The 19,641-nt window shown below is 60.6% G+C and carries 16 protein-coding genes and 1 tRNA gene; 2 read left to right on the top strand and 15 right to left on the bottom strand.

Features of this window, described 5'->3' with window-relative positions; genetic code table 11:
- Positions 1-103: 103 nt before the first annotated feature.
- From AC1RL4_RS13475 to leuC, 9 genes are all read right to left on the bottom strand, one after another.
- Positions 104-736, bottom strand: a complete 633-nt coding sequence (locus AC1RL4_RS13475; RefSeq protein WP_096480685.1) for a phosphoribosylanthranilate isomerase — start codon at positions 734-736, stop codon at positions 104-106.
- Positions 737-799: 63 nt separating this feature from the next.
- On the bottom strand, positions 800-1,624 hold the full coding sequence (gene truA, locus AC1RL4_RS13470) for a tRNA pseudouridine(38-40) synthase TruA (protein WP_018928093.1): 825 nt from the start codon (positions 1,622-1,624) through the stop codon (positions 800-802).
- Positions 1,625-1,961: 337 nt separating this feature from the next.
- Positions 1,962-4,598, bottom strand: a complete 2,637-nt coding sequence (locus AC1RL4_RS13465; RefSeq protein ID WP_230172733.1) for a FimV/HubP family polar landmark protein — start codon at positions 4,596-4,598, stop codon at positions 1,962-1,964.
- Between the two features lie 208 nt (positions 4,599-4,806).
- Positions 4,807-5,817, bottom strand: a complete 1,011-nt coding sequence (locus AC1RL4_RS13460) for an aspartate-semialdehyde dehydrogenase (RefSeq protein ID WP_019582121.1) — start codon at positions 5,815-5,817, stop codon at positions 4,807-4,809.
- Between the two features lie 276 nt (positions 5,818-6,093).
- On the bottom strand, positions 6,094-7,206 hold the full coding sequence (gene asd / locus AC1RL4_RS13455) for an aspartate-semialdehyde dehydrogenase (RefSeq protein ID WP_007935182.1): 1,113 nt from the start codon (positions 7,204-7,206) through the stop codon (positions 6,094-6,096).
- 68 nt (positions 7,207-7,274) lie between these two features.
- Positions 7,275-8,357: a 3-isopropylmalate dehydrogenase gene (gene leuB / locus AC1RL4_RS13450; RefSeq protein ID WP_007935187.1), complete on the bottom strand. Its 1,083-nt coding sequence runs from the start codon at positions 8,355-8,357 to the stop codon at positions 7,275-7,277.
- Positions 8,358-8,408: 51 nt separating this feature from the next.
- Complete coding sequence (locus AC1RL4_RS13445; RefSeq protein ID WP_493119604.1) at positions 8,409-9,176, bottom strand: class I SAM-dependent methyltransferase; 768 nt, start codon at positions 9,174-9,176, stop codon at positions 8,409-8,411.
- Between the two features lie 87 nt (positions 9,177-9,263).
- Positions 9,264-9,908: a 3-isopropylmalate dehydratase small subunit gene (gene leuD / locus AC1RL4_RS13440; protein ID WP_230172734.1), complete on the bottom strand. Its 645-nt coding sequence runs from the start codon at positions 9,906-9,908 to the stop codon at positions 9,264-9,266.
- An 11-nt stretch (positions 9,909-9,919) separates the two neighbouring features.
- A complete protein-coding gene (leuC, locus tag AC1RL4_RS13435; protein WP_019582119.1) occupies positions 9,920-11,338 on the bottom strand; it encodes a 3-isopropylmalate dehydratase large subunit in 1,419 nt (472 codons plus the stop codon).
- Positions 11,339-11,497: 159 nt separating this feature from the next.
- On the opposite strand from leuC, the gene AC1RL4_RS13430 reads away from it, so the two are divergent.
- Positions 11,498-12,388 (top strand): LysR family transcriptional regulator, encoded by an 891-nt coding sequence (locus tag AC1RL4_RS13430; protein ID WP_028939636.1) that lies wholly within the window; start codon positions 11,498-11,500, stop codon positions 12,386-12,388.
- 83 nt (positions 12,389-12,471) lie between these two features.
- On the top strand, positions 12,472-15,750 hold the full coding sequence (locus AC1RL4_RS13425) for a sensor domain-containing protein (protein WP_230172737.1): 3,279 nt from the start codon (positions 12,472-12,474) through the stop codon (positions 15,748-15,750).
- 104 nt (positions 15,751-15,854) lie between these two features.
- On the opposite strand, the gene AC1RL4_RS13420 is transcribed toward AC1RL4_RS13425, so the two are convergent.
- From AC1RL4_RS13420 to AC1RL4_RS13395, 6 genes are all read right to left on the bottom strand, one after another.
- A complete protein-coding gene (locus tag AC1RL4_RS13420; RefSeq protein WP_019582116.1) occupies positions 15,855-16,301 on the bottom strand; it encodes an Hsp20 family protein in 447 nt (148 codons plus the stop codon).
- A 131-nt stretch (positions 16,302-16,432) separates the two neighbouring features.
- A complete protein-coding gene (locus tag AC1RL4_RS13415) occupies positions 16,433-17,392 on the bottom strand; it encodes a tRNA dihydrouridine synthase (RefSeq protein WP_007935194.1) in 960 nt (319 codons plus the stop codon).
- Positions 17,393-17,489: 97 nt separating this feature from the next.
- Entirely contained in the window at positions 17,490-17,927 is a 438-nt protein-coding gene (locus tag AC1RL4_RS13410) for an acyl-CoA thioesterase (protein ID WP_019582115.1), read from the bottom strand.
- Between the two features lie 48 nt (positions 17,928-17,975).
- Positions 17,976-18,809 carry an alpha/beta fold hydrolase gene (locus AC1RL4_RS13405; protein ID WP_019582114.1) on the bottom strand — a complete coding sequence of 278 codons (834 nt, stop codon included), beginning with the start codon at positions 18,807-18,809 and terminating at the stop codon, positions 17,976-17,978.
- A gap of 31 nt (positions 18,810-18,840) precedes the next feature.
- On the bottom strand, positions 18,841-19,380 hold the full coding sequence (locus AC1RL4_RS13400) for a TetR/AcrR family transcriptional regulator (RefSeq protein WP_019582113.1): 540 nt from the start codon (positions 19,378-19,380) through the stop codon (positions 18,841-18,843).
- A 182-nt stretch (positions 19,381-19,562) separates the two neighbouring features.
- A tRNA-Glu gene (locus tag AC1RL4_RS13395) sits at positions 19,563-19,638 on the bottom strand.
- Positions 19,639-19,641: the final 3 nt, after the last annotated feature.

Below are 19,641 nucleotides of genomic sequence, written 5' to 3'. Positions count from 1 at the left end.
GAGATGCTGACCTGCGTACAACCCAAAAACTCTCAGCCATGCCTGCTTTGTGCAGGTGCACCTCTTTTGTACAGAGCAGTGGACGGCGGCAGTCTGCCAGCCGTCACATCAACGACGTGCTACCGCGTACCGCTTTGATGAACGCCTGAATCTTTACGTGATCCTTGATGCCCTTGCTCGCCTCTACCCCTCCGCTGACATCCACCGCGTAAGGCCGAACCCGGGCGATCGCCTCGGCGACGTTATCTGGCGTCAAGCCCCCCGCCAGGATGATCGGCTTGCTCAAGCCTTGCGGTATCAGTGACCAGTCGAAGGCTTCACCGGTTCCACCGGGAACACCTTCGACATAGGCGTCGAGCAAAATACCGCTGGCGCTTGGGTATGCATCACAAGCTGCCGCGATGTCATCACCGGCCTTGACCCGCAATGCCTTGATGTACGGTCGGTGCCAGCCTTCGCAATCAGCGGCGGTTTCGTCGCCATGGAACTGCAACAGGTCCAGTGGCACGGCGTCGAGGATTTCCCCCAACTCGCAACGACTGGCGTTGACGAACAAACCCACGGTGGTCACGAACGGCGGCAAGGCCTTGATGATCGCCCTCGCCTGCTGGAACGTCACGGCCCGCGGGCTTTTGGCGTAGAACACAAATCCGATGGCATCGGCCCCGGCCTCGACCGCCGCCAACGCATCTTCTATGCGGGTAATCCCACAAATTTTGCTGCGAACGGCCGACATGTCGATAGAACCTCAGGGCAATTGCGGGAAAGTCCCGGATGGTATCAAAAGCGTTCGAAGGCGTCAGCCGTCAAGTTCCGAGAAGCCGGTGAGGAAGTGCGGGCCGATGTAACGCTCGGGCAATTCGAACTCGTCGCGATACTCGACTTGCACCAGATACAGGCCAAACGGATGGGCCGTCACCCCACCGGAACGGCGAATGCGACTCTCCAGCACCTCTTTCATCCACTCCACGGGACGCTCGCCAGCACCGATAGTCATCAAGACGCCTGCGATGTTGCGCACCATGTGGTGCAGGAACGCGCTGGCACGGATATCCAGCACGATCATTTTGCCATGGCGGGTAACGCGCAGGTGATGCAGCTCCTTGATCGGCGACTTGGCCTGGCACTGGCCGGCGCGGAAAGCGCTGAAGTCGTGGGTGCCGACCAGGTACTGAGCGGCCTCGGACATGCGCTCGACGTCCAGCGGGCGGTGGTTCCAGGTGATTTCCTCGTTCAGGTGCGCCGGGCGGATCTGATCGTTGTAGATCACGTAGCGATAGCGCCGGGCGATGGCTTTGAACCGCGCATGGAAATGCGCCGGCATGACCTTGGCCCAGCTGACGCTGATGTCGTGCGGCAAGTTGATGTTGGCACCCATGACCCAGGCCTTCATCGAGCGCTCTACCTGGGTGTCGAAATGCACCACTTGGCCGCAAGCATGCACACCGGCGTCGGTGCGCCCGGCGCAATGCAGCGACACGGGTGAGTCGGCGACTTTGGACAAGGCCTTTTCAAGAAGCTCCTGCACCGTGTCCACACCGGAGGCCTGACGTTGCCAGCCGCGATAACGCGAACCTTTGTATTCAACGCCCAACGCGATCCGGAAAAAGCCGTCGGCCGCCATTTCGGCGGCCGGATTATCTATATTTGCCAAGGGGTGACAGCCTGCTGATCTACGCAAAGGCAGGCATTATAAGGCCGCTGGACCGGGATGCCAGAGCCGTGTGATTTCTGTGCTTCGCCCAACCAGTTCAACTGCTGACAGTTGTGCTGGATGTGAGGCCTCTTCGCGGGCAAGCCTCGCTCCTACAGTGATTGGGGCGAGTGATTGGGGCGGCCGCATATCCCCTGTAGGAGCGAGACTTGCCCGCGAAGGCACTCCAACAGACGCCACCACACTCTCCCCAAACAAAAACGGCAGCCTTGATGGGCTGCCGTTTTGTTTACGCCTTACCGACGATTCACGCCAGACGCGAGAGCATTTCCTTGGCTTCGCTCTTCTGCCCCGCATCGCCCTCGGTCACCACCTCATTGAGGATGTCCCGAGCGCCGTCATTGTCGCCCATGTCGATGTAGGCCTGGGCCAGGTCGAGTTTGGTGGCGACTTCGTCAGCGCCAGAGAGGAAATCGAGCTCATCATCTGACGAGGCAAACGCATCTTCCTCGGTGAAGCTTGGCTCGCCGAGGCTCTGGGACAAACGATCCAGCTCGGCATTGACGTCGTTGAGTTCATTTTCAAAGGCGTCAGGCTTATCCGGGGTGGCGTCCATTTCATCGGCCAGCGACAGATCGAAATCAGCCGGCAACTCCAGATCGTCGAGCGGCGCCTCAGTGACGGTCGGCGCTTCAGCGACAGGCAAGTCCTTGAGGTCGTCATCCAGGCTCAGCAGGAAGTCGTCTTCAGCCAGAGTCTCTGGGGAAGCATCGCCGCCCAGATCCATGTCCAGGTCGAAGTCCGACAGATCGTCGAGGCTTTCCTTGATTTCAGTCTGTTGTTGCAACACCGACTCAAAGCTCAGGTCGTCGTCCAGCGGAAACTCGTCCAGCTCAGCCAGAGACTCTGGTTCTGGCTCTGGCTCAGGCTGTGGTTGCGGTGCTGGCTCGACTGCAACCGCAGGCGTGATCGGAGTAGCCGCTTCCAGATCGTCGAGACTCAGATCGAAAGCACTGTCAAAGTCAGCCAGTGTCGGTTCCGGGGCTTGCGGCTCGTCCAGCAGCAGCTCCTTGACGTACTGCGCGTCCAGCTCGGCGGCGACAGCCGCGGCGGCCAGACCACCCACCGCCGCGACCACCATGGCCGGGAAACGGCTTTTCAGCTGTTCGACCCGGGCGAAGTTATCGCCGTTGGCCACCAGTTGACGCTCCTGAGCGACGAACGCATCGCGATCGCCCTGCTGACCGTAGACTTCCATCAGCTTCAGGCGCAGGTCGCTGCGTTGCGGCTCTTGCTTGATAGCGTCTTCCAGCAGCGCGGCAGCCTGATTCAGGCGACCGGCCGCGATGTGCGACTGTGCTTGGGCCAAGACGTCGTCAGAGCGTTCGGCGGCAGGCGCAACCAACGGTGCAGCGATCGGTGGCGTCACCACAACCGGGGCAATCACCGGTGCAGGTGCAGGCGTTGGCGCGGTCGCGAGTTTCACGCTTGGCGGTGGAACTTCCAGACCTTCGAAGCTGCTTTCCGGCAGGTCGAGGTCGGTGGAGAACTCTTGCTCCTCAGCCAAGGCACGGGCCATGCGCAGATGTTTTTCTGCTTCTTGCTGAGCTTTGCGGCGACGGGCCAGCAACAACAGCAAGAGCAGCAGAACCACTGCACCGCCACCCACCAGACCCAGCAGGATCGGGTTGGTCAGCAGTTCGTTGAATTTCTGCTCGTCGGACGCCACAGGCGTCGGCTCGACGGCTGGCGCCGGAACGACTTCCGGTGCGGCAGCCTCTGGCGCGGGAGCCGTCGGAGTCGCTTCAACTGGCGTTGCCGCCGGACTGGCTGCCAGCTCGGCCGACATCGCCGGAGCGGTCGTAGCTGCCGGTGCGCCCGCGCCGCCTTCGGCTTGCAGCTTGGCCAACTGATTATTCTTCAGTTCGATCAGGCGCTGCAGCTTGTCCAGCTGGCTTTGCAGGTCGTTCATGCGGCTTTTCAGTTCAGCGTTGTCACGGCGAGCCGTGTCGAGGCTTTCCTGGGTCACGGCCAGCTTGTTGCTCAAGGCTTTCGCATCACCAGCGGCACCTTTGCCACGGCCCTTGCCGGTGTCGGCAGAGACCAGGCTCAGCTTGTCCGTGGCAACTTGCGACGAAGCGCCATCACCACGAGCACGCTTGGTGGCATCGAGTTGCTGCTGCCCACTTCCGGGCTTCGCCACATAGCGACGACCGTGGCGCCATGCAGAGTTCTGCGCCGCGACTTCAGCGATGGCCTTGGGTTGCGGCAGGCTGGCGCTTTGCACCTGATCCGGCAGACGCAGCACCTGGCCGGTTTTCAGCCGGTTGATGTTGCCGTCGATAAAGGCATCCGGGTTCAGCGCCTGGATGGCCAGCATGGTTTGCTGGATCGATCCACCGTTACGCGCCTTCGCGGCGATTTCCCACAGGGTATCGCGCGACGTGGTGGTGTATTGCGTCGATTTGGTCGCACCAGTGACTGGCGCGGTCACCGTTTGGGCTGGCGCCGGTTGCGCGGCGGCATCGGCAGTTTGCGGCGAGAATTTGGACGGATCGAGCAGCACGCTGTAATCGCGCAGCAGACGACCGTTTGGCCACATCACCTGAACCAGGAATTTCACCATCGGTTCAGACAGCGGTTTGCTGGAGGTGATGCGCAGGATGCTTTTGCCGCTGGCGTTAAGCACCGGTGTGAATGTCAGGTCGTTGAGGAACGCCTGACGATCGACACCGGCCTTGGCGAAATCTTCGGGCGAGGCCAGGCTCGGCACCACTTCGGCAGCAGTGAGGTCCTTGACGTCGAGCAACTCGATTTCTGCTACCAGAGGCTGGTTCAGCGTCGATTTCAGGGTCAATTCCCCAAGCCCGAGGGCATGCGCCATACCGGAGGACAGCGCCGAGGCGGCCGCTATTGCTAACACCAGTTTGCGAACTTGAACCATAGCCTCATCCTTTGTTTGAACATTCCTCGGCCAGCGAGAAGGTGTTGATTGCCGCTGCCGTAAGGCGTTGCGCGCGACGGCGAAGGGTCGTCGCGCGCGATCGTTTCATTCATGCGACGAAAGCCCTGCGGGATGGCTCGCCTCAAGCATTCCAACCAAACATGGTGTTCGGCTGGAACCACTAGAAAAAATTGTTGCCAAGTATCTTTTACAGCAGGTCTTTTATCAACAATTCAGCCACCTGCACAGCATTGAGCGCGGCGCCTTTGCGTACGTTATCTGACGTCAGCCACACGTTAAGTTCCGCCGGGTCGTCGATCCCGCTGCGAACCCGACCAACGTAAACCACGTCCTGCCCTACCGCATCGCCCACCGGAGTCGGGTAATCGCCCGCCTCGACCAGCTCGATACCGGGCGCCGCTTCCAGTGCCGCGTTGACTTTCGCCAGGTCGACAGCACTCGATGACTGCAAGGTCACGCTATAGCTATCGCCAAAAAACACCGGGGCTTGAATGCAAGTGACGGAAATCTTTAATAAAGGCAGCGACAAGACCTGACGCAGCTCGCGCACCAGACGCTTTTCCAGCAACGTGTGGCCCTGAGCATCGGGCGCACCGACTTGCGCCAACAGGTTAAAAGCCATCTGCCGATCGAAGAATGCCGGCTCCAGCGGACGCACGTTGAGCAGTTCGGCGGTTTGCCGGGCCAGCTCGCTGACGGCTTCACGGCCCTGGGCGGATACCGCCAGGCACGCCGTCAGGCTGATGCGTTGCAGGTCGAGCAAGTCGAGCAGCGGCGCCAGCACCACCGCCAGCGCTGTCGCCGAAGGGCTTGGGCTGCTGACCTGGAAGGGCTTTTTCAGGCCAGCAAGAATTGCGGCATTGGCCTCGGGCACCACTTGCGGCGCCTGATCGGCCGGCAACGCGCCGGACAGGTCGATCAGCGAGCAACCGGCGGCCGTAGCGCGCGGGGCGAAACTGAGGGTCACCGCCGGGCCGGCGGCGAAGAACACCAACTGGACTTTGCTGAAGTCGAACTCATCGACTTCGCGCACCCGCACGTTCTTGCCGCGAAACGGCACCGAGTGTCCGGCCGATTCACTGCTCGCCAGCAGGTGCAGATTTCCGACCGGGAAGTCGCGTTCTTCGAGAATCTGGACGAGTGTTTCGCCGACAGTACCGGTGGCGCCGATCACGGCAATATCGAAGGACTGGCTCATGGTTCTACCTCTGGCGAAACGGGGGGAGCGGCACTTTACCGGGTGGTTGGTGGTGAGGCAATGAATGGGGAAGCCTTGTAGCAGCTGCCGAAGGCTGCGTTCGAGGACGAAGTCCTCGTCATGGCGATCCCGATCATTCAGGCAAACCGCGCGCGCAGGGTTTACGACCGCTGCGCAGCCGGACGCAGGCTTCGCCAGCTGCTACAGAAGTTGGATGGCGCGCATAAAAAACCCGCACCTCTTTCAAGGCGCGGGTTCTTTCATTGCATCAATCGATCAACGCTCAAGCAGGATCCGCAGCATGCGACGCAGCGGCTCGGCCGCACCCCACAGCAGTTGGTCGCCGACGGTGAAGGCACCGACGAATTGCGACCCCATGTTCAGCTTGCGCAGACGACCGACCGGCACGTTCAGGGTGCCGGTGACTTTCGTCGGGCTCAGCTCCTGCATGCTGATTTCACGGTTGTTCGGCACCAGCTTGACCCAAGGGTTGTGCTGGCTGATCAGCCCTTCGATATCAGCGATCGGCACGTCTTTGTTCAGCTTGATGGTCAGCGCCTGGCTGTGGCAACGCATGGCGCCGATGCGCACGCAGATACCGTCCACCGGGATCGGGCTCTTAAAGCGACCGAGGATTTTGTTGGTCTCGGCCTGGGCCTTCCACTCTTCACGGCTCTGGCCGTTCGGCAGCTCCTTGTCGATCCACGGGATCAGGCTGCCGGCCAGCGGTACGCCGAAGTTTTCGGTCGGGTACGCGTCGCTGCGCATGGCCTCGGCAACACGGCGGTCGATGTCGAGGATGGCGCTGGCCGGATCGGCCAGTTGATCGGCGACAGCGCCGTGAGTCACACCCATTTGCTTGATCAGCTCACGCATGTGCTGCGCGCCGCCACCGGAGGCCGCCTGATAGGTCATGGCGCTCATCCACTCCACCAGACCGGCTTCGAACAGACCGCCCAGGCCCATCAGCATCAGACTGACAGTGCAGTTGCCGCCGATGTAGTTTTTGGTGCCCGCGTCGAGCTGCTGGTCGATGACCTTGCGGTTGACCGGGTCCAGCACGATCACCGCGTCATCCTGCATGCGCAGGCTGGAAGCGGCGTCGATCCAGTAACCCTGCCAGCCGGCTTCGCGCAGCTTCGGGAACACTTCGCTGGTGTAGTCGCCACCTTGGCAGGTCAGAATCACGTCGAGGGTTTTCAGCTCTTCAATGCTGTAAGCGTCCTTGAGCGGAGCAATGTCCTTGCCCACGGACGGGCCTTGGCCACCGACATTGGAAGTGGTGAAAAACACCGGCTCGATAAGATCGAAATCCTGCTCTTCCAGCATCCGCTGCATGAGCACGGAACCGACCATGCCGCGCCAACCGATCAGACCTACACGTTTCATCGCAACTACACCTTCTTGAAAAGTGGGCCGCTGCTTTCAAGGTTGAAAATTGCAGCGGGCCAGAGAGATTACAGATTCCGCAGCGCGGCGACTACTGCGTCGCCCATTTCCTGTGTACCGACCTTGGTGCAACCAGCCGACCAGATGTCGCCCGTACGCAGACCCTGATCCAAAACCAGGCTCACGGCCTTCTCGATGGCATCGGCCGCATCCTGCAGATTGAAGCTGTAACGCAGCATCATCGACACCGACAAAATGGTCGCCAACGGGTTGGCAATGCCCTTGCCAGCGATGTCCGGCGCCGAACCGTGGCACGGCTCGTACATGCCTTTGTTGTTGGCATCCAGCGACGCCGACGGCAGCATGCCGATGGAACCGGTGAGCATCGACGCTTCGTCGGAAAGAATGTCGCCGAACAGGTTGTCGGTGACGATCACGTCGAACTGCTTCGGTGCACGCACCAGTTGCATGGCGGCGTTGTCGACGTACATGTGGCTCAGTTCGACGTCCGGGTAGTCCTTGGCCACTTGCTCGACGATTTCACGCCACAGCTGGCTGGAGGCCAGCACGTTGGCCTTGTCCACCGAGCACAGCTTCTTGCCGCGTACGCGGGCCATGTCGAAACCGACACGGGCGATACGACGGATTTCAGTTTCGCTGTATGGCAGCGTGTCGTAGGCCTGGCGCTCGCCGTTTTCCAGTTCGCGCACGCCACGTGGCGCACCGAAGTAGATACCGCCGGTCAGTTCACGGACGATCAGGATGTCCAGGCCGGCAACGATTTCTGCCTTCAGGCTGGAAGCCTCGGCCAGTTGCGGGTACAGGATCGCCGGACGCAGGTTGCCGAACAGGCCCAGTTGCGCACGGATTTTCAGCAGACCGCGCTCAGGGCGGATGTCACGCTCGATGGTGTCCCATTTCGGGCCGCCCACGGCGCCCAGCAGCACAGCGTCGGCTGCGCGTGCACGGGCCAGGGTTTCATCGGCCAGCGGCACGCCGTGCTTGTCGATGGCGGCGCCACCGATCACGTCATGGCTCAGTTCGAAGCCCAGGCTGTACTTGTCGTTCGCCAGCTCCAGCACCTTGACCGCTTCGGCCATGATTTCCGGGCCAATACCGTCGCCTGGGAGAATCAGAATCTGCTTGCTCATGCTTTCCTCATGTCATCAGTCGGCGCGCCCTGGGGCGCGCCCGGAAAAATTCTATCGTTCAGCCATCAGCACCAGCACATCGGTGCTGAACGAACCATCGGCCTCAATCTCAAAATATTCGCGCACCTCGTTGCCCATCGATTGCTGCAACTCGAGGATTGCCGCGCGCATCACCTGCGGCGTGCGCATGCGCTCGACCCAGGAGGTGTACTCCAGGCGCAACCGTTGACGCGTGGTGCTGCGGGTATGCAACCCCGCTTCGCTGACCTGACGCAACCACTCGCCCGCAGAATAATCGCGCACGTGGCTGGTGTCGCGCAGCACTTCGACGCTTTGCAGGAAAGTGTCGAACAACGGGCTGCCCGGCGACAACACATCGATGAACGCCGCCACCCCGCCCGGTTTCAGCACCCGGCGAACTTCGCGCAGGGCCACACCGAGGTCGCTCCAATGGTGCGCCGAATAGCGGCTGAAGACGAAATCGAACTCGCCATCGGCGAACGGCAGACGCTCGGCGGCGCCGTTGACCGTGGTCACATTACTCAAACCCCGGTCGATAGCAGCGGCGGCGACTACATCGAGCATCTGCTGGGACAGGTCGTAAGCGACTACTTCCTTGACCAGCGAGGCCACATGAAAACTCACATGACCGGCGCCGCAACCCAGGTCCAGTACCCGGGCTTCGCCCTGCCCCGCCAGTTCAGCCTGTAGCAGCGCGAACTCGGTGCCTTGAGCGTGTACGGCGCTGCTCAGATAGGCCGAGGCCTGTTCACCGAATTGTTTTTGGACTACTTGGCTGTGCTGGGCGGTGCTGGTCATCGGGACTTCCTTTTTAGGTTTAACCTTGCGCTGCCTGGGCCTGCCCGCGAAGAGGCCGACCCTGATTACATCGATTCCTGATCAATCTCAGGCGTCGCGAAACAACCATGGCTGGCTTGCGCGGTGTTTGGCTTCAAACGTCGCAATCGCCTCGTGATCCTGCAAAGTCAGACCGATATCGTCGAGACCATTCAACAGGCAGTGCTTGCGGAAGGCATCGATCTCGAAGCTCAACACTTTACCGTCCGGACGGGTCACGGTCTGGGCCTGCAGATCGATCTGCAACTGGTAGCCCGGGTTCGCTTCAACCTGCTTGAACAGCTCATCGACTTCAGCGTCACTCAAGATGATCGGCAGCAAGCCGTTCTTGAAGCTGTTGTTGAAGAAGATGTCGGCGTAACTCGGCGCGATGATGCTGCGGAAACCGTACTCTTCCAGTGCCCACGGCGCGTGCTCGCGGCTGGAGCCGCAACCGAAGTTCTCGCGGGCCAGCAACACGCTGGCGCCTTGATAACGCTCGGCGTTGAGGACGAAGTCCTTGTTCAGCGGGCGCTTGGAGTTGTCCTGATACGGCTGGCCAACGTCCAGATAACGCCACTCATCGAACAGGTTCGGACCGAAACCGGTGCGCTTGATCGACTTCAAGAACTGCTTCGGGATGATCTGGTCGGTGTCGACGTTGGCACGATCCAAAGGCGCGACAAGACCAGTGTACTGGGTAAAAGCTTTCATGCTGCGCTCCTTTAGATCAATTCACGGACGTCGACGAAACGACCGTTCACAGCGGCGGCGGCGGCCATGGCCGGGCTGACGAGGTGGGTACGACCACCGGCGCCCTGACGGCCTTCGAAGTTACGGTTGGAGGTCGACGCGCAATGCTCGCCCGATTCCAAACGGTCCGGGTTCATCGCCAGGCACATCGAGCAGCCAGGCTCACGCCATTCAAAACCGGCCTCGATAAAAATCTTGTCCAGGCCTTCGGATTCAGCCTGAGCCTTCACCAGCCCCGAACCCGGCACCACGATGGCTTGCTTGATGGTCGAAGCCACTTTGCGGCCCTTGGCGATCACCGCGGCGGCGCGCAGGTCTTCGATCCGCGAGTTGGTGCAGGAACCGATGAATACGCGGTCCAGCTGAATGTCGGTGATCGCCTGATTGGCGGTCAAACCCATGTATTTCAAGGCGCGTTCGATGGAGTCACGCTTGACCAGGTCCATTTCCTTGGCCGGATCCGGCACGTTCTGGTCCACGGCCAACACCATCTCAGGCGAGGTGCCCCAGCTGACTTGCGGCTTGATCTGAGAGGCATCGAGCTCGACGATGGTGTCGAACTTGGCATCGGCGTCGGAGACCAGGTCTTTCCAGGCTTCGACGGCCAAATCCCATTCCGCGCCCTTCGGAGCAAACGGACGGCCCTTGACGTAAGCCACGGTTTTTTCGTCAGCGGCCACCAGGCCAACACGGGCGCCGGCTTCGATGGACATGTTGCAGATGGTCATGCGGCCTTCAACGGACAGGTCGCGAATCGCGCTACCGGCGAATTCGATGGCGTGGCCATTACCGCCGGCGGTGCCGATCTTGCCGATTACGGCGAGGACGATGTCCTTGGCGGTCACGCCGAACGGCAATTTGCCCTCGACCGACACCAGCATGTTCTTCATTTTCTTGGCGACCAGGCACTGAGTGGCGAGCACGTGCTCGACCTCGGAGGTGCCGATACCATGAGCCAGGGCACCGAATGCGCCGTGGGTCGAGGTGTGGGAGTCGCCGCAGACCACGGTCATGCCCGGCAAGGTGGCACCCTGCTCCGGGCCGATGACGTGGACGATGCCTTGGCGGACGTCATTCATCTTGAATTCGACGATGCCGTATTCGTCACAGTTATCGTCGAGGGTCTGAACCTGCAAACGCGAGACCTGGTCGACGATCGCTTCGATGCCGCCCTTGCGCTCCGGGGTGGTCGGTACGTTGTGGTCCGGGGTCGCGATGTTGGCATCGATGCGCCAAGGCTTGCGCCCGGCCAGACGCAGGCCTTCGAAGGCTTGCGGCGAGGTCACTTCGTGGATGATGTGACGATCGATGTAGATCAGCGCAGAGCCATCGTCGCGCTGCTTGACCAAATGCGAATCCCAGAGCTTGTCGTAGAGCGTTTTGCCGGCCATCAGACGGTTTCCTCATCAGCTTGTTTCTATGCCCCGGATCTTGAGTAATTCAATAACCCCTTGGCTTGTGAGGTCGATCCTAGGGGGTTACATTAAATAACTCAAATTCATATTTTTTATGCTTTGCATAACCAACTGGAATGCCACTGAGACCTCATTATGGACCTCGCCAACCTCAACGCTTTTATCGCGATTGCCGAGACCGGAAGCTTCTCCGGCGCCGGCGAACGGCTGCACCTGACGCAACCGGCCATCAGCAAGCGCATCGCCGGGCTGGAGCAGCAATTGAAGGTGCGACTGTTCGATCGACTGGGCCGGGAAGTCGGCCTGACCGAAGCCGGCCGCGCCTTGCTGCCACGGGCCTATCAGATCCTCAATGTACTGGATGACACCCGCCGCGCCCTGACCAACCTGACTGGCGAAGTGACCGGTCGTCTGACATTGGCCACCAGCCATCACATCGGCCTGCATCGCTTGCCACCCTTATTAAGGGAGTTCACCCGACGTTACCCGCAAGTGGCGCTGGATATTCAGTTCCTCGATTCGGAAGTGGCCTACGAAGAAATCCTCCATGGCCGCGCTGAACTGGCAGTCATCACCCTTGCACCGGAACCTCACACATTGGTCAAGGCCATGCCCGTGTGGGACGACCCGCTGGATTTCGTGGCCGCCCCGGAGCATCCGCTGATCAGCAACGGCGCGGTCAGCCTGGCGGATATTGCCTTGCACCCCGCGGTTTTCCCCGGCGGCAACACCTTTACCCACCACATCGTGCAACGCCTGTTCGAGGCCCAGGGCCTGACGCCGAACATCGCCATGAGCACCAATTATCTGGAAACCATCAAGATGATGGTCTCGATCGGCCTGGCCTGGAGCGTTTTGCCGCGCACCATGCTGGATGAACAAGTGGCGCGCATACCTTTGCCGGGCATACAGCTCACTCGCCAGCTAGGCTATATCCTGCACACCGAACGGACGCTGTCGAACGCGGCAAAGGCCTTCATGGCTTTGCTGGATGCACAAATCGATCAGCCAGGGACTCGCGGCTAAGCTGTGCTTCTTCTTTTGTGCTACGCCTATAGAGCCCCAAAACCCTGTGCCTAACGCCCAATTCAGCCCAAGGCCTGTCATCCATGCCCAAATCTGTTGAACGTATGCCGCCAATGCCGCGAATTCAGGCAATTGACCCAAAACGGTCCGAGCAGAGCTGGGAAAGTGCCCCACAGTTGCTCGCGGCCCTCAATGGTGCCCGACTGGGCGCCTGGTATTGGGACATCGAGCGCGGGCAGATCAGCTGGTCACGAGGCACTCAGGCGTTGTTCGGCTTCGATCCCCGGCAACCGTTGCCCGAGGATCTGGAATACCTCGACCTGCTGCCCCAGGAGGATCGGGCGAAAGCCATCCGCGCCTTCAATGCAGTGATCGCCGGCGCCCCGCTGGAGCAGGCCATGCACCACCGCATCCGCTGGCCCGACGGCAGCCTGCACTGGCTGGAAATCAACGGCAGCCTGCTACCGGACAAAAACGGCCGGCCACGAATGATCGGGGTCATCCGTGAAATCACCCACCAGCGCCAGCGTGAACAAGCGCTGAGCAGCTCGGAAAAACGCTTCGCCACGCTGTTTCACCTGTGCCCGAACATGGTGCTGCTGACCCGACAGGAAGACGGCCTGATCAGCGAAGCCAACCAGTACTTCGAAAGCCTGTTCGGCTGGCCGGTGCAAGACGCTATCGGCCGAACCACACTGGAACTGGGCCTTTGGGTCAACCCGGAACAACGGGTGGAACTGGTCAAGGCCACCAAGGCCAAAGGCGAGCTGATCAACATGGAGGTGCAATTTCGCGCCAGCAACGGGCAGGTTCACGACGGCATTCTCAGCGCGCAAAAGGTCGAGCTCGAAGGCCAGCCCTATCTGCTGAGCACGTTCCTTGACACCACCGAACGCAAAATCGCCGAGCACGCCCTCAAAGACAGCCAGGAACGCCTCGACCTGGCCCTCGATTCGGCGCAACTCGGCACCTGGGACTGGCACATCCCCAGCGGCATGCTTTATGGCTCGGCGCGGGCCGCTCAGCTGCACGGGCTGGAGCCCAAACCCTTCCATGAGTCCTTCGATGCGTTTTTCGAAGGTGTACCCGGCGAAGAACGCGACACCATGCGCGACGCTTACCGCAGCTTACGCGAAGGCCCGGCCGGCAATTATCAACTGACCTACCGCGTGCAACTGCCGGACGGCAGTTCGCGCTACCTGGAAAGCCGCGCCAGACTCTACCGCGATGATGACGGCAACCCGCTACGCATGGCCGGCACATTGCTGGACATCACCGACCAGGTAGAGCGCGAACAGCAGCTGATAGCGTCGGAAGAGAAATTCGCCACGTTGTTCCAGGTCAGCCCGGACCCGATCTGCGTCACGCGTCAAGACACCGGCCATTTCATCGAGATCAACTCCAGTTTCACCCAGACGTTCGGCTGGAGCACCACCGACGTCATCGGTCGCAGCGCCGACGAAATCGGCCTGTGGGACGCCTCGGCGAAAAGCCTGCAAAGGATCGAGCGGGTCATCCGCGAACAGGGCCTGAACAATGTGGCGATCATCGTTCAACACAAGGACGGGCAATCCCTGACCTGCGTGATCTCCAGCCGCCAGATCAGCGTGGGCGACCAGCCGTGCATCGTCACCACCCTGCGCGACATCACCCAACAGCAACGCTCGGAAGCGGCGCTCAAGGCCAGCGAAGAGAAGTTCGCCAAGGCCTTCCACTCAAGCCCCGACGCCATCACCATTACCGAGCGAGACACTGGACGCTATCTGGAGGTTAACGACGGCTTCTGCCGCCTGACCGGCTACCGTGCCGATGAAGTGGTGGGCCGCACGGTGTATCAGGTCGGCATCTGGGCCGAGGAGAAACAACGCTCGGCGTTGCTGGCCGAACTACAGATCAAGGGCCGGGTTCACCACCTGGAAATGCTCGGGCGCAACAAGCGCGGCGAGTTGCTGACCGTCGAAGTCTCGGTGGAACCGATCACCCTCAACGAAACCGCCTGCCTGCTGCTGACCGCCCGGGACGTCAGCCTGCTGAAAAATGCCGAAGCGCAGATCCGTCACCTGGCCTACCACGACCCGCTGACCAACCTGCCGAACCGCGCGCTGTTGATGGACCGCCTGAGCCAGCAGATCGCCCTGCTCAAGCGCCACAACTTGCGTGGCGCCCTGATGTTCCTCGACCTCGACCACTTCAAGCACATCAACGACTCCCTCGGCCACCCGGTGGGCGATACGGTGCTGAAAATCATCACCGCGCGCCTTGAAGCCAGCGTACGCATGGAAGACACCGTCGCACGCCTGGGCGGCGATGAGTTCGTGGTGCTGCTCAGTGGCCTGGAAGGCTCGCGCAGCGACGTCAGCGCTCAAGTCCGGGAACTGGCGGATACCTTGCGCGAATTGCTGTCCGAACCGATGTTCCTCGATGGACAGCGCCTGCAAGTGACGCCGAGCATCGGCATCGCGCTGATCCCCGACCACGGCTCGACCCCGACCGACCTGCTCAAGCGCGCCGATATCGCCCTCTATCGCGCCAAAGACTCGGGCCGCAACACCACGCAGATGTATCACAACACCATGCAGAAGGCCGCCAGCGAACGCCTGCGCATGGAGACCGACCTGCGCCTGGCCCTTTCCCGGGGTGAATTCAGCGTGCAATACCAGCCTCAGGTGGACGCCCGCAACAACCGCATTACCGGCGCCGAAGCCCTGGTGCGCTGGCACCATCCGCAACTGGGCGCGCAATCGCCGACCGAGTTCATCAAGGTGCTGGAAGACAGCGGGCTGATTCTGGAAGTCGGCACATGGATCCTCGACGAAGCCTGTGCGGCCTTCAAAAGCCTGATCGCCAAAGGCCTGATCGACCCGCTCAATTTCAGCCTGTGCGTGAATATCAGCCCGCGACAATTCCGCCAGAACGACTTCGTCGAACGCATCGAGCACAGCCTCGGCAGCCACGACCTGCCCTGCTCGTTACTGAAACTGGAAATCACCGAAGGCATCGTCATCCAGAACCTGGACGACACCATCAGCAAAATGCGACGCCTGAAAAAACTCGGCGTGAGCTTTGCCATGGACGATTTCGGTACCGGTTACTCCTCGCTGACCTACCTCAAGCGCCTGCCGGTCGACACCCTGAAAATCGACCAGTCGTTCATCCGCGACGCCACCACCGACCCCAACGATGCCGAAATCATTCGCGCCATCGTCGCCATGGCCCGCAGCCTGGAGCTGGAAGTGATTGCCGAAGGGGTGGAAACCGAGGAGCAACTGGAGTTTTTGCAAGGGCTGGGCTGCCATTTGTATCAGGGGTATTTGCACAGCAGGCCGTTGCTGGTCGAGGAGTTTCAGAAACTGCTCAAATAAACCCGTAGCAGCTGCTACAAATAGGTGTAAATCTTATTCAGGACGGGATAACGGACAAAAAAAGGGCGCCAGTGGATGGCGCCCTTCTCATTTGCTCTGACCGATTAGTGTTGCAGAGCCGGTTTTTCCGCCCCATTGATCGGGATGCGTTTGGCTTTCGCTTCTTCCGGGATTACACGCAGCAGATCGATACTCAACAAACCGTTGCGCAGTTCGGCGGCCTTGATTTCGATGTGGTCCGCCAGACGGAACGACAGTTTGAAGGCGCGCTGTGCGATGCCCTGGTACAGGTAAGTGACGTTTTCGTCCGCGTCACGTTTGCCGCCACTGATGGTCAGTACACCTTTTTCTACTTGCAGGTCCAGGTCGTCTTCCTGGAAACCGGCGGCCGCTACAACGATGCGGTATTGATCATCACCGTATTTTTCAACGTTGTAGGGTGGATAGGTGCTGCCTGGCTCATTGCGCAGGGCGGTTTCGAACAGGTCGTTGAAACGGTCGAAACCTACCGAGGAACGGAACAGTGGGGCCAAGGAAAATGCAGTACTCATGATTCAAATCTCCTGAACATAATCAGCAAGTTTTTTTGTCTCCGCGACCCGAATTCGGCATCGCGTAATCCTTAGATAAGGACCGCTGATTACTTTTCAAGAGATTATTTTCAGATTTTTTTCAAGCCGATTCAGGCGGCTTCAGACACCTGCAACCCCAGTAAACGCGAGACCTGATCCAGTTCGGTTTCACGTCGCAGCACGCTGAACAACTCTACCGCTTCAGGATAATTGCGGGTTAGCATCGCCAGCCATTGCTTCAAGCGGCCCGGCGATTGGCGTGGTGTCATCTGGGCCTTGGCTTGCAGCCAGAAATCCTGAATTAGCGGCAGCAGCTCGGCCCAGGTCATCTCGACGACCTCCTCACCGGCGCGGGCGGCGGCGATTTGTCGGGCCAAGTCCGGACGCGACACCAGGCCGCGGCCGAGCATGATGTCTTCGACGCCGCTGATCTCGCGGCAACGGCGCCAGTCCTCGACGCTCCAGATGTCACCGTTGGCGAACACTGGCACCTTGACCACGTCCTGCACCCGCGGGATCCACTCCCAGTGAGCTGGCGGCTTGTAGCCATCCGTTTTGGTCCGTGCGTGAACCACGATGTGCGCCGCACCGCCTTCGGCCAGGGCTGTGGCGCAAACCAGCGAGCCATCGGGACTGTCGAAGCCCAGGCGCATTTTGGCGGTCACTGGAATGTGTGCGGGCACCGCGCGACGGACATGTTCGACGATTTCGTTGAGCAGCTCAGGCTCTTTGAGCAGAACGGCGCCACCACGCGACTTATTGACGGTCTTGGCCGGGCAGCCAAAGTTCAGGTCGATGACTTCGGAACCCAATTCGCAGGCCAGTGCAGCGTTTTCCGCCAGACACACCGGATCGGAGCCAAGCAGTTGCACCCGCAGCGGCACGCCAGAGGCGGTACGGGCGCCCGTCAGCAGTTCCGGGCCGAACTTGTGGTAGTAGGCAGGCGTGAGCAGCTGATCGTTGATCCGAATGAACTCGGTTACACACCAATCGATACCGCCCACACGGGTCAGCACGTCCCGCAGGATGTTGTCGACCAACCCCTCCATGGGCGCCAAAGCAATTTGCATGAAAAACACACTCGACGAAAAACGTGCGGCAGTTTACTGGTTTCGGCGTGCAGAAGGTATTTCGTCAGACCAGGCGCTGGCAAATATGCGGACTGTGTCAGCTTGGAACTTGCAATGCCGAGCCATAGCCCTCGATGAATTCCGCCGGCATGCGCTTGGGCTTGCCGGTCGACAGCTCGATGCACACGAACGTGGTCTGCGCCCGCAGCAACGTCGAGTTGTCACTGGGGCGGATCAGCTGGAAGTGTCGGGTCATTCTCAGGCGCTGGTCCCAATCGACGATCCAGGTCGCCAGCTGCAGCTCATCGCCTTCGTAGGCCGCCGCCAGGTAATCAATCTCGTGCCGCACCACTGCCATCGCCCGGTCCAGCCGCCGATACTCGACCAGGTCCAGGCCCAGCCGCTGCGAGTGACGCCAGGCACAGCGCTCGAGCCAGGTCACGTACACCGCGTTGTTCGCGTGACCCAACCCGTCGATGTCTTCGGCGCCCACTTCCAGATCAATGATAAACGGCGTTGCCCGATCCCAGCCCATGCCCCACTCCCGGTCAGATTATTTCGACCGGGGCAGTGTAACGGAAGCTCAGGCCGATTGGCGCGACTGCAGGCTACGACCGGCCAGCAGCGAGAGCACGCCATCGATTACCCGCGGATCGGCCAGGACCCGCTGATGACCGCCCTCTTCCAGGCGCAACAAGCGACTGTCGAACCAGGCTTCGTGAATCAATTGGGACTCCTTGACCGAGACAAAGCTGTCGTCCTCGGCATGGACAATCAGGCCTGGCATGTCGAGCTGGTAGTGCGCGACATCCAGCGCAGCAGCACGCATGCCAACGTCTTTTTCGACCTGACGAATGAACGCCGAACGGGCTTTGGGCGGCAGGCGCACATAACGCGCAAAACCGCGCAGCACCCCAAGGATTCGCGCCGGGGCAGCGATCGAGACCAGGGTTTCGGTGCGCAAGCCCAACTGCACCGCGAGCATGGCGCTGGCGCCCCCCATCGAGTGACCGATTACCGCTTGCAGCGGCGGTAGTTCAGCGGCCGCTTCAAGCATCGCCCGGGCGAACAGCACCACATTGGCTTCGCGTCCAGGCGAGCGACCGTGAGCCGGGCCGTCCAAGGCGACCACGGTGTAACCGGCATCGACCAGCGCCGTGATCAGCGCGGCAAACTGCGTTGGCCGGCCCTCCCAGCCGTGCATCAACAACACTGCCGGGCCCTGTCCCCAACGCAGCGCCGAGAGGCCGAAGCGCAAGGTGATCCGCTCGGATTTCGCCAGCAGCGGCAATTCCCAATCACGCGGCGGCAACTCCCGCGGGGTCATGAATGCCAGACGCATCTTGCTCGCCACCAGCTTCGGTGCGAACCAGCCCAAGGTACCATTAACGCCACGAACCCAGCTCAACGCGTTCATCGCTCATCTCCTCAGGCTGGATGCCTTTAGGTCACAGCACCGCCGATTTGGCGGCGCGCAGCAATCGATCGGACAACTCTCCTGGCCCCAGCGCCCGCGCCAGCGCCAAACCACCCACCATCAAGGCGATGTCGGCCAAGACCTTGTCGATGTCTTCCGGGCTGGCTGCCAACTGCGCGACCATCAATTCAATATGTTCATTCAACGCCACACGAAATTCGTCCGGCAGACGGCCCAGTTCACTGATCGACGCTGGAACCGGGCATGCCTGCTCGGTGGAATCACGGTGTTTGCGCGACAGGTAGAACGCTGCGACCAACGCGCGACGCTCTTCGCCGGTCAACTCGGCATCCATGTCGGCGATCAAGTCACGACGATGGCTGAGCAGCTGCTTGAACGCTTCCAGCATCAACGCGTCCTTGCTCTCGAAGTGCGCGTAGAAACCGCCGACCGTCAGGCCGGCCGCGCCCATCACTTCGCCCACGCTCGGCTCGGCCGGGCCGCGCTGGATCAGCGCTGCACTGGCAGCCTTGAGGATGCGTTCGCGGGTTTGAGCTTTTTTATCGTTCATCGTTGCCTCCGAATATTACGACTAGAATATTATTCTCATAATAATTTTTCGCAAGTCGTGGATGTGACCGCTGGTCTGAAGAACAGTTTTGGGGAAAAAGGAGATTTGGCCAAACGCCAGACAAACAAAAGGGCCATTCAATAATTGAATGACCCTTAAAAATCCCGCAAAGCGGGTAATCGTGGCGTCCCCTAGGGGACTCGAACCCCTGTTACCGCCGTGAAAGGGCGGTGTCCTAGGCCACTAGACGAAGGGGACGCA

The organism is Pseudomonas sp. GW822-FHT07A10, from assembly GCF_058798795.1.
The sequence above is the reverse complement of the archived record's forward strand: the minus strand, read 5'-3'. Positions and strand labels throughout refer to the sequence as shown.

Excerpts from the sequence above, each read along its gene's own strand:
- AC1RL4_RS13475 (WP_096480685.1), bottom strand. The coding sequence starts at position 736 with ATGTCGGCCGTTCGCAGCAAAATTTGTGGGATTACCCGCATAGAAGAT.
- truA (WP_018928093.1), bottom strand. The coding sequence starts at position 1,624 with ATGGCGGCCGACGGCTTTTTCCGGATCGCGTTGGGCGTTGAATACAAA.
- AC1RL4_RS13465 (WP_230172733.1), bottom strand. The coding sequence starts at position 4,598 with ATGGTTCAAGTTCGCAAACTGGTGTTAGCAATAGCGGCCGCCTCGGCG.
- AC1RL4_RS13460 (WP_019582121.1), bottom strand. The coding sequence starts at position 5,817 with ATGAGCCAGTCCTTCGATATTGCCGTGATCGGCGCCACCGGTACTGTC.
- asd (WP_007935182.1), bottom strand. The coding sequence starts at position 7,206 with ATGAAACGTGTAGGTCTGATCGGTTGGCGCGGCATGGTCGGTTCCGTG.
- leuB (WP_007935187.1), bottom strand. The coding sequence starts at position 8,357 with ATGAGCAAGCAGATTCTGATTCTCCCAGGCGACGGTATTGGCCCGGAA.
- AC1RL4_RS13445 (WP_493119604.1), bottom strand. The coding sequence starts at position 9,176 with ATGACCAGCACCGCCCAGCACAGCCAAGTAGTCCAAAAACAATTCGGT.
- leuD (WP_230172734.1), bottom strand. The coding sequence starts at position 9,908 with ATGAAAGCTTTTACCCAGTACACTGGTCTTGTCGCGCCTTTGGATCGT.
- leuC (WP_019582119.1), bottom strand. The coding sequence starts at position 11,338 with ATGGCCGGCAAAACGCTCTACGACAAGCTCTGGGATTCGCATTTGGTC.
- AC1RL4_RS13430 (WP_028939636.1), top strand. The coding sequence starts at position 11,498 with ATGGACCTCGCCAACCTCAACGCTTTTATCGCGATTGCCGAGACCGGA.
- AC1RL4_RS13425 (WP_230172737.1), top strand. The coding sequence starts at position 12,472 with ATGCCCAAATCTGTTGAACGTATGCCGCCAATGCCGCGAATTCAGGCA.
- AC1RL4_RS13420 (WP_019582116.1), bottom strand. The coding sequence starts at position 16,301 with ATGAGTACTGCATTTTCCTTGGCCCCACTGTTCCGTTCCTCGGTAGGT.
- AC1RL4_RS13415 (WP_007935194.1), bottom strand. The coding sequence starts at position 17,392 with ATGCAAATTGCTTTGGCGCCCATGGAGGGGTTGGTCGACAACATCCTG.
- AC1RL4_RS13410 (WP_019582115.1), bottom strand. The coding sequence starts at position 17,927 with ATGGGCTGGGATCGGGCAACGCCGTTTATCATTGATCTGGAAGTGGGC.
- AC1RL4_RS13405 (WP_019582114.1), bottom strand. The coding sequence starts at position 18,809 with ATGAACGCGTTGAGCTGGGTTCGTGGCGTTAATGGTACCTTGGGCTGG.
- AC1RL4_RS13400 (WP_019582113.1), bottom strand. The coding sequence starts at position 19,380 with ATGAACGATAAAAAAGCTCAAACCCGCGAACGCATCCTCAAGGCTGCC.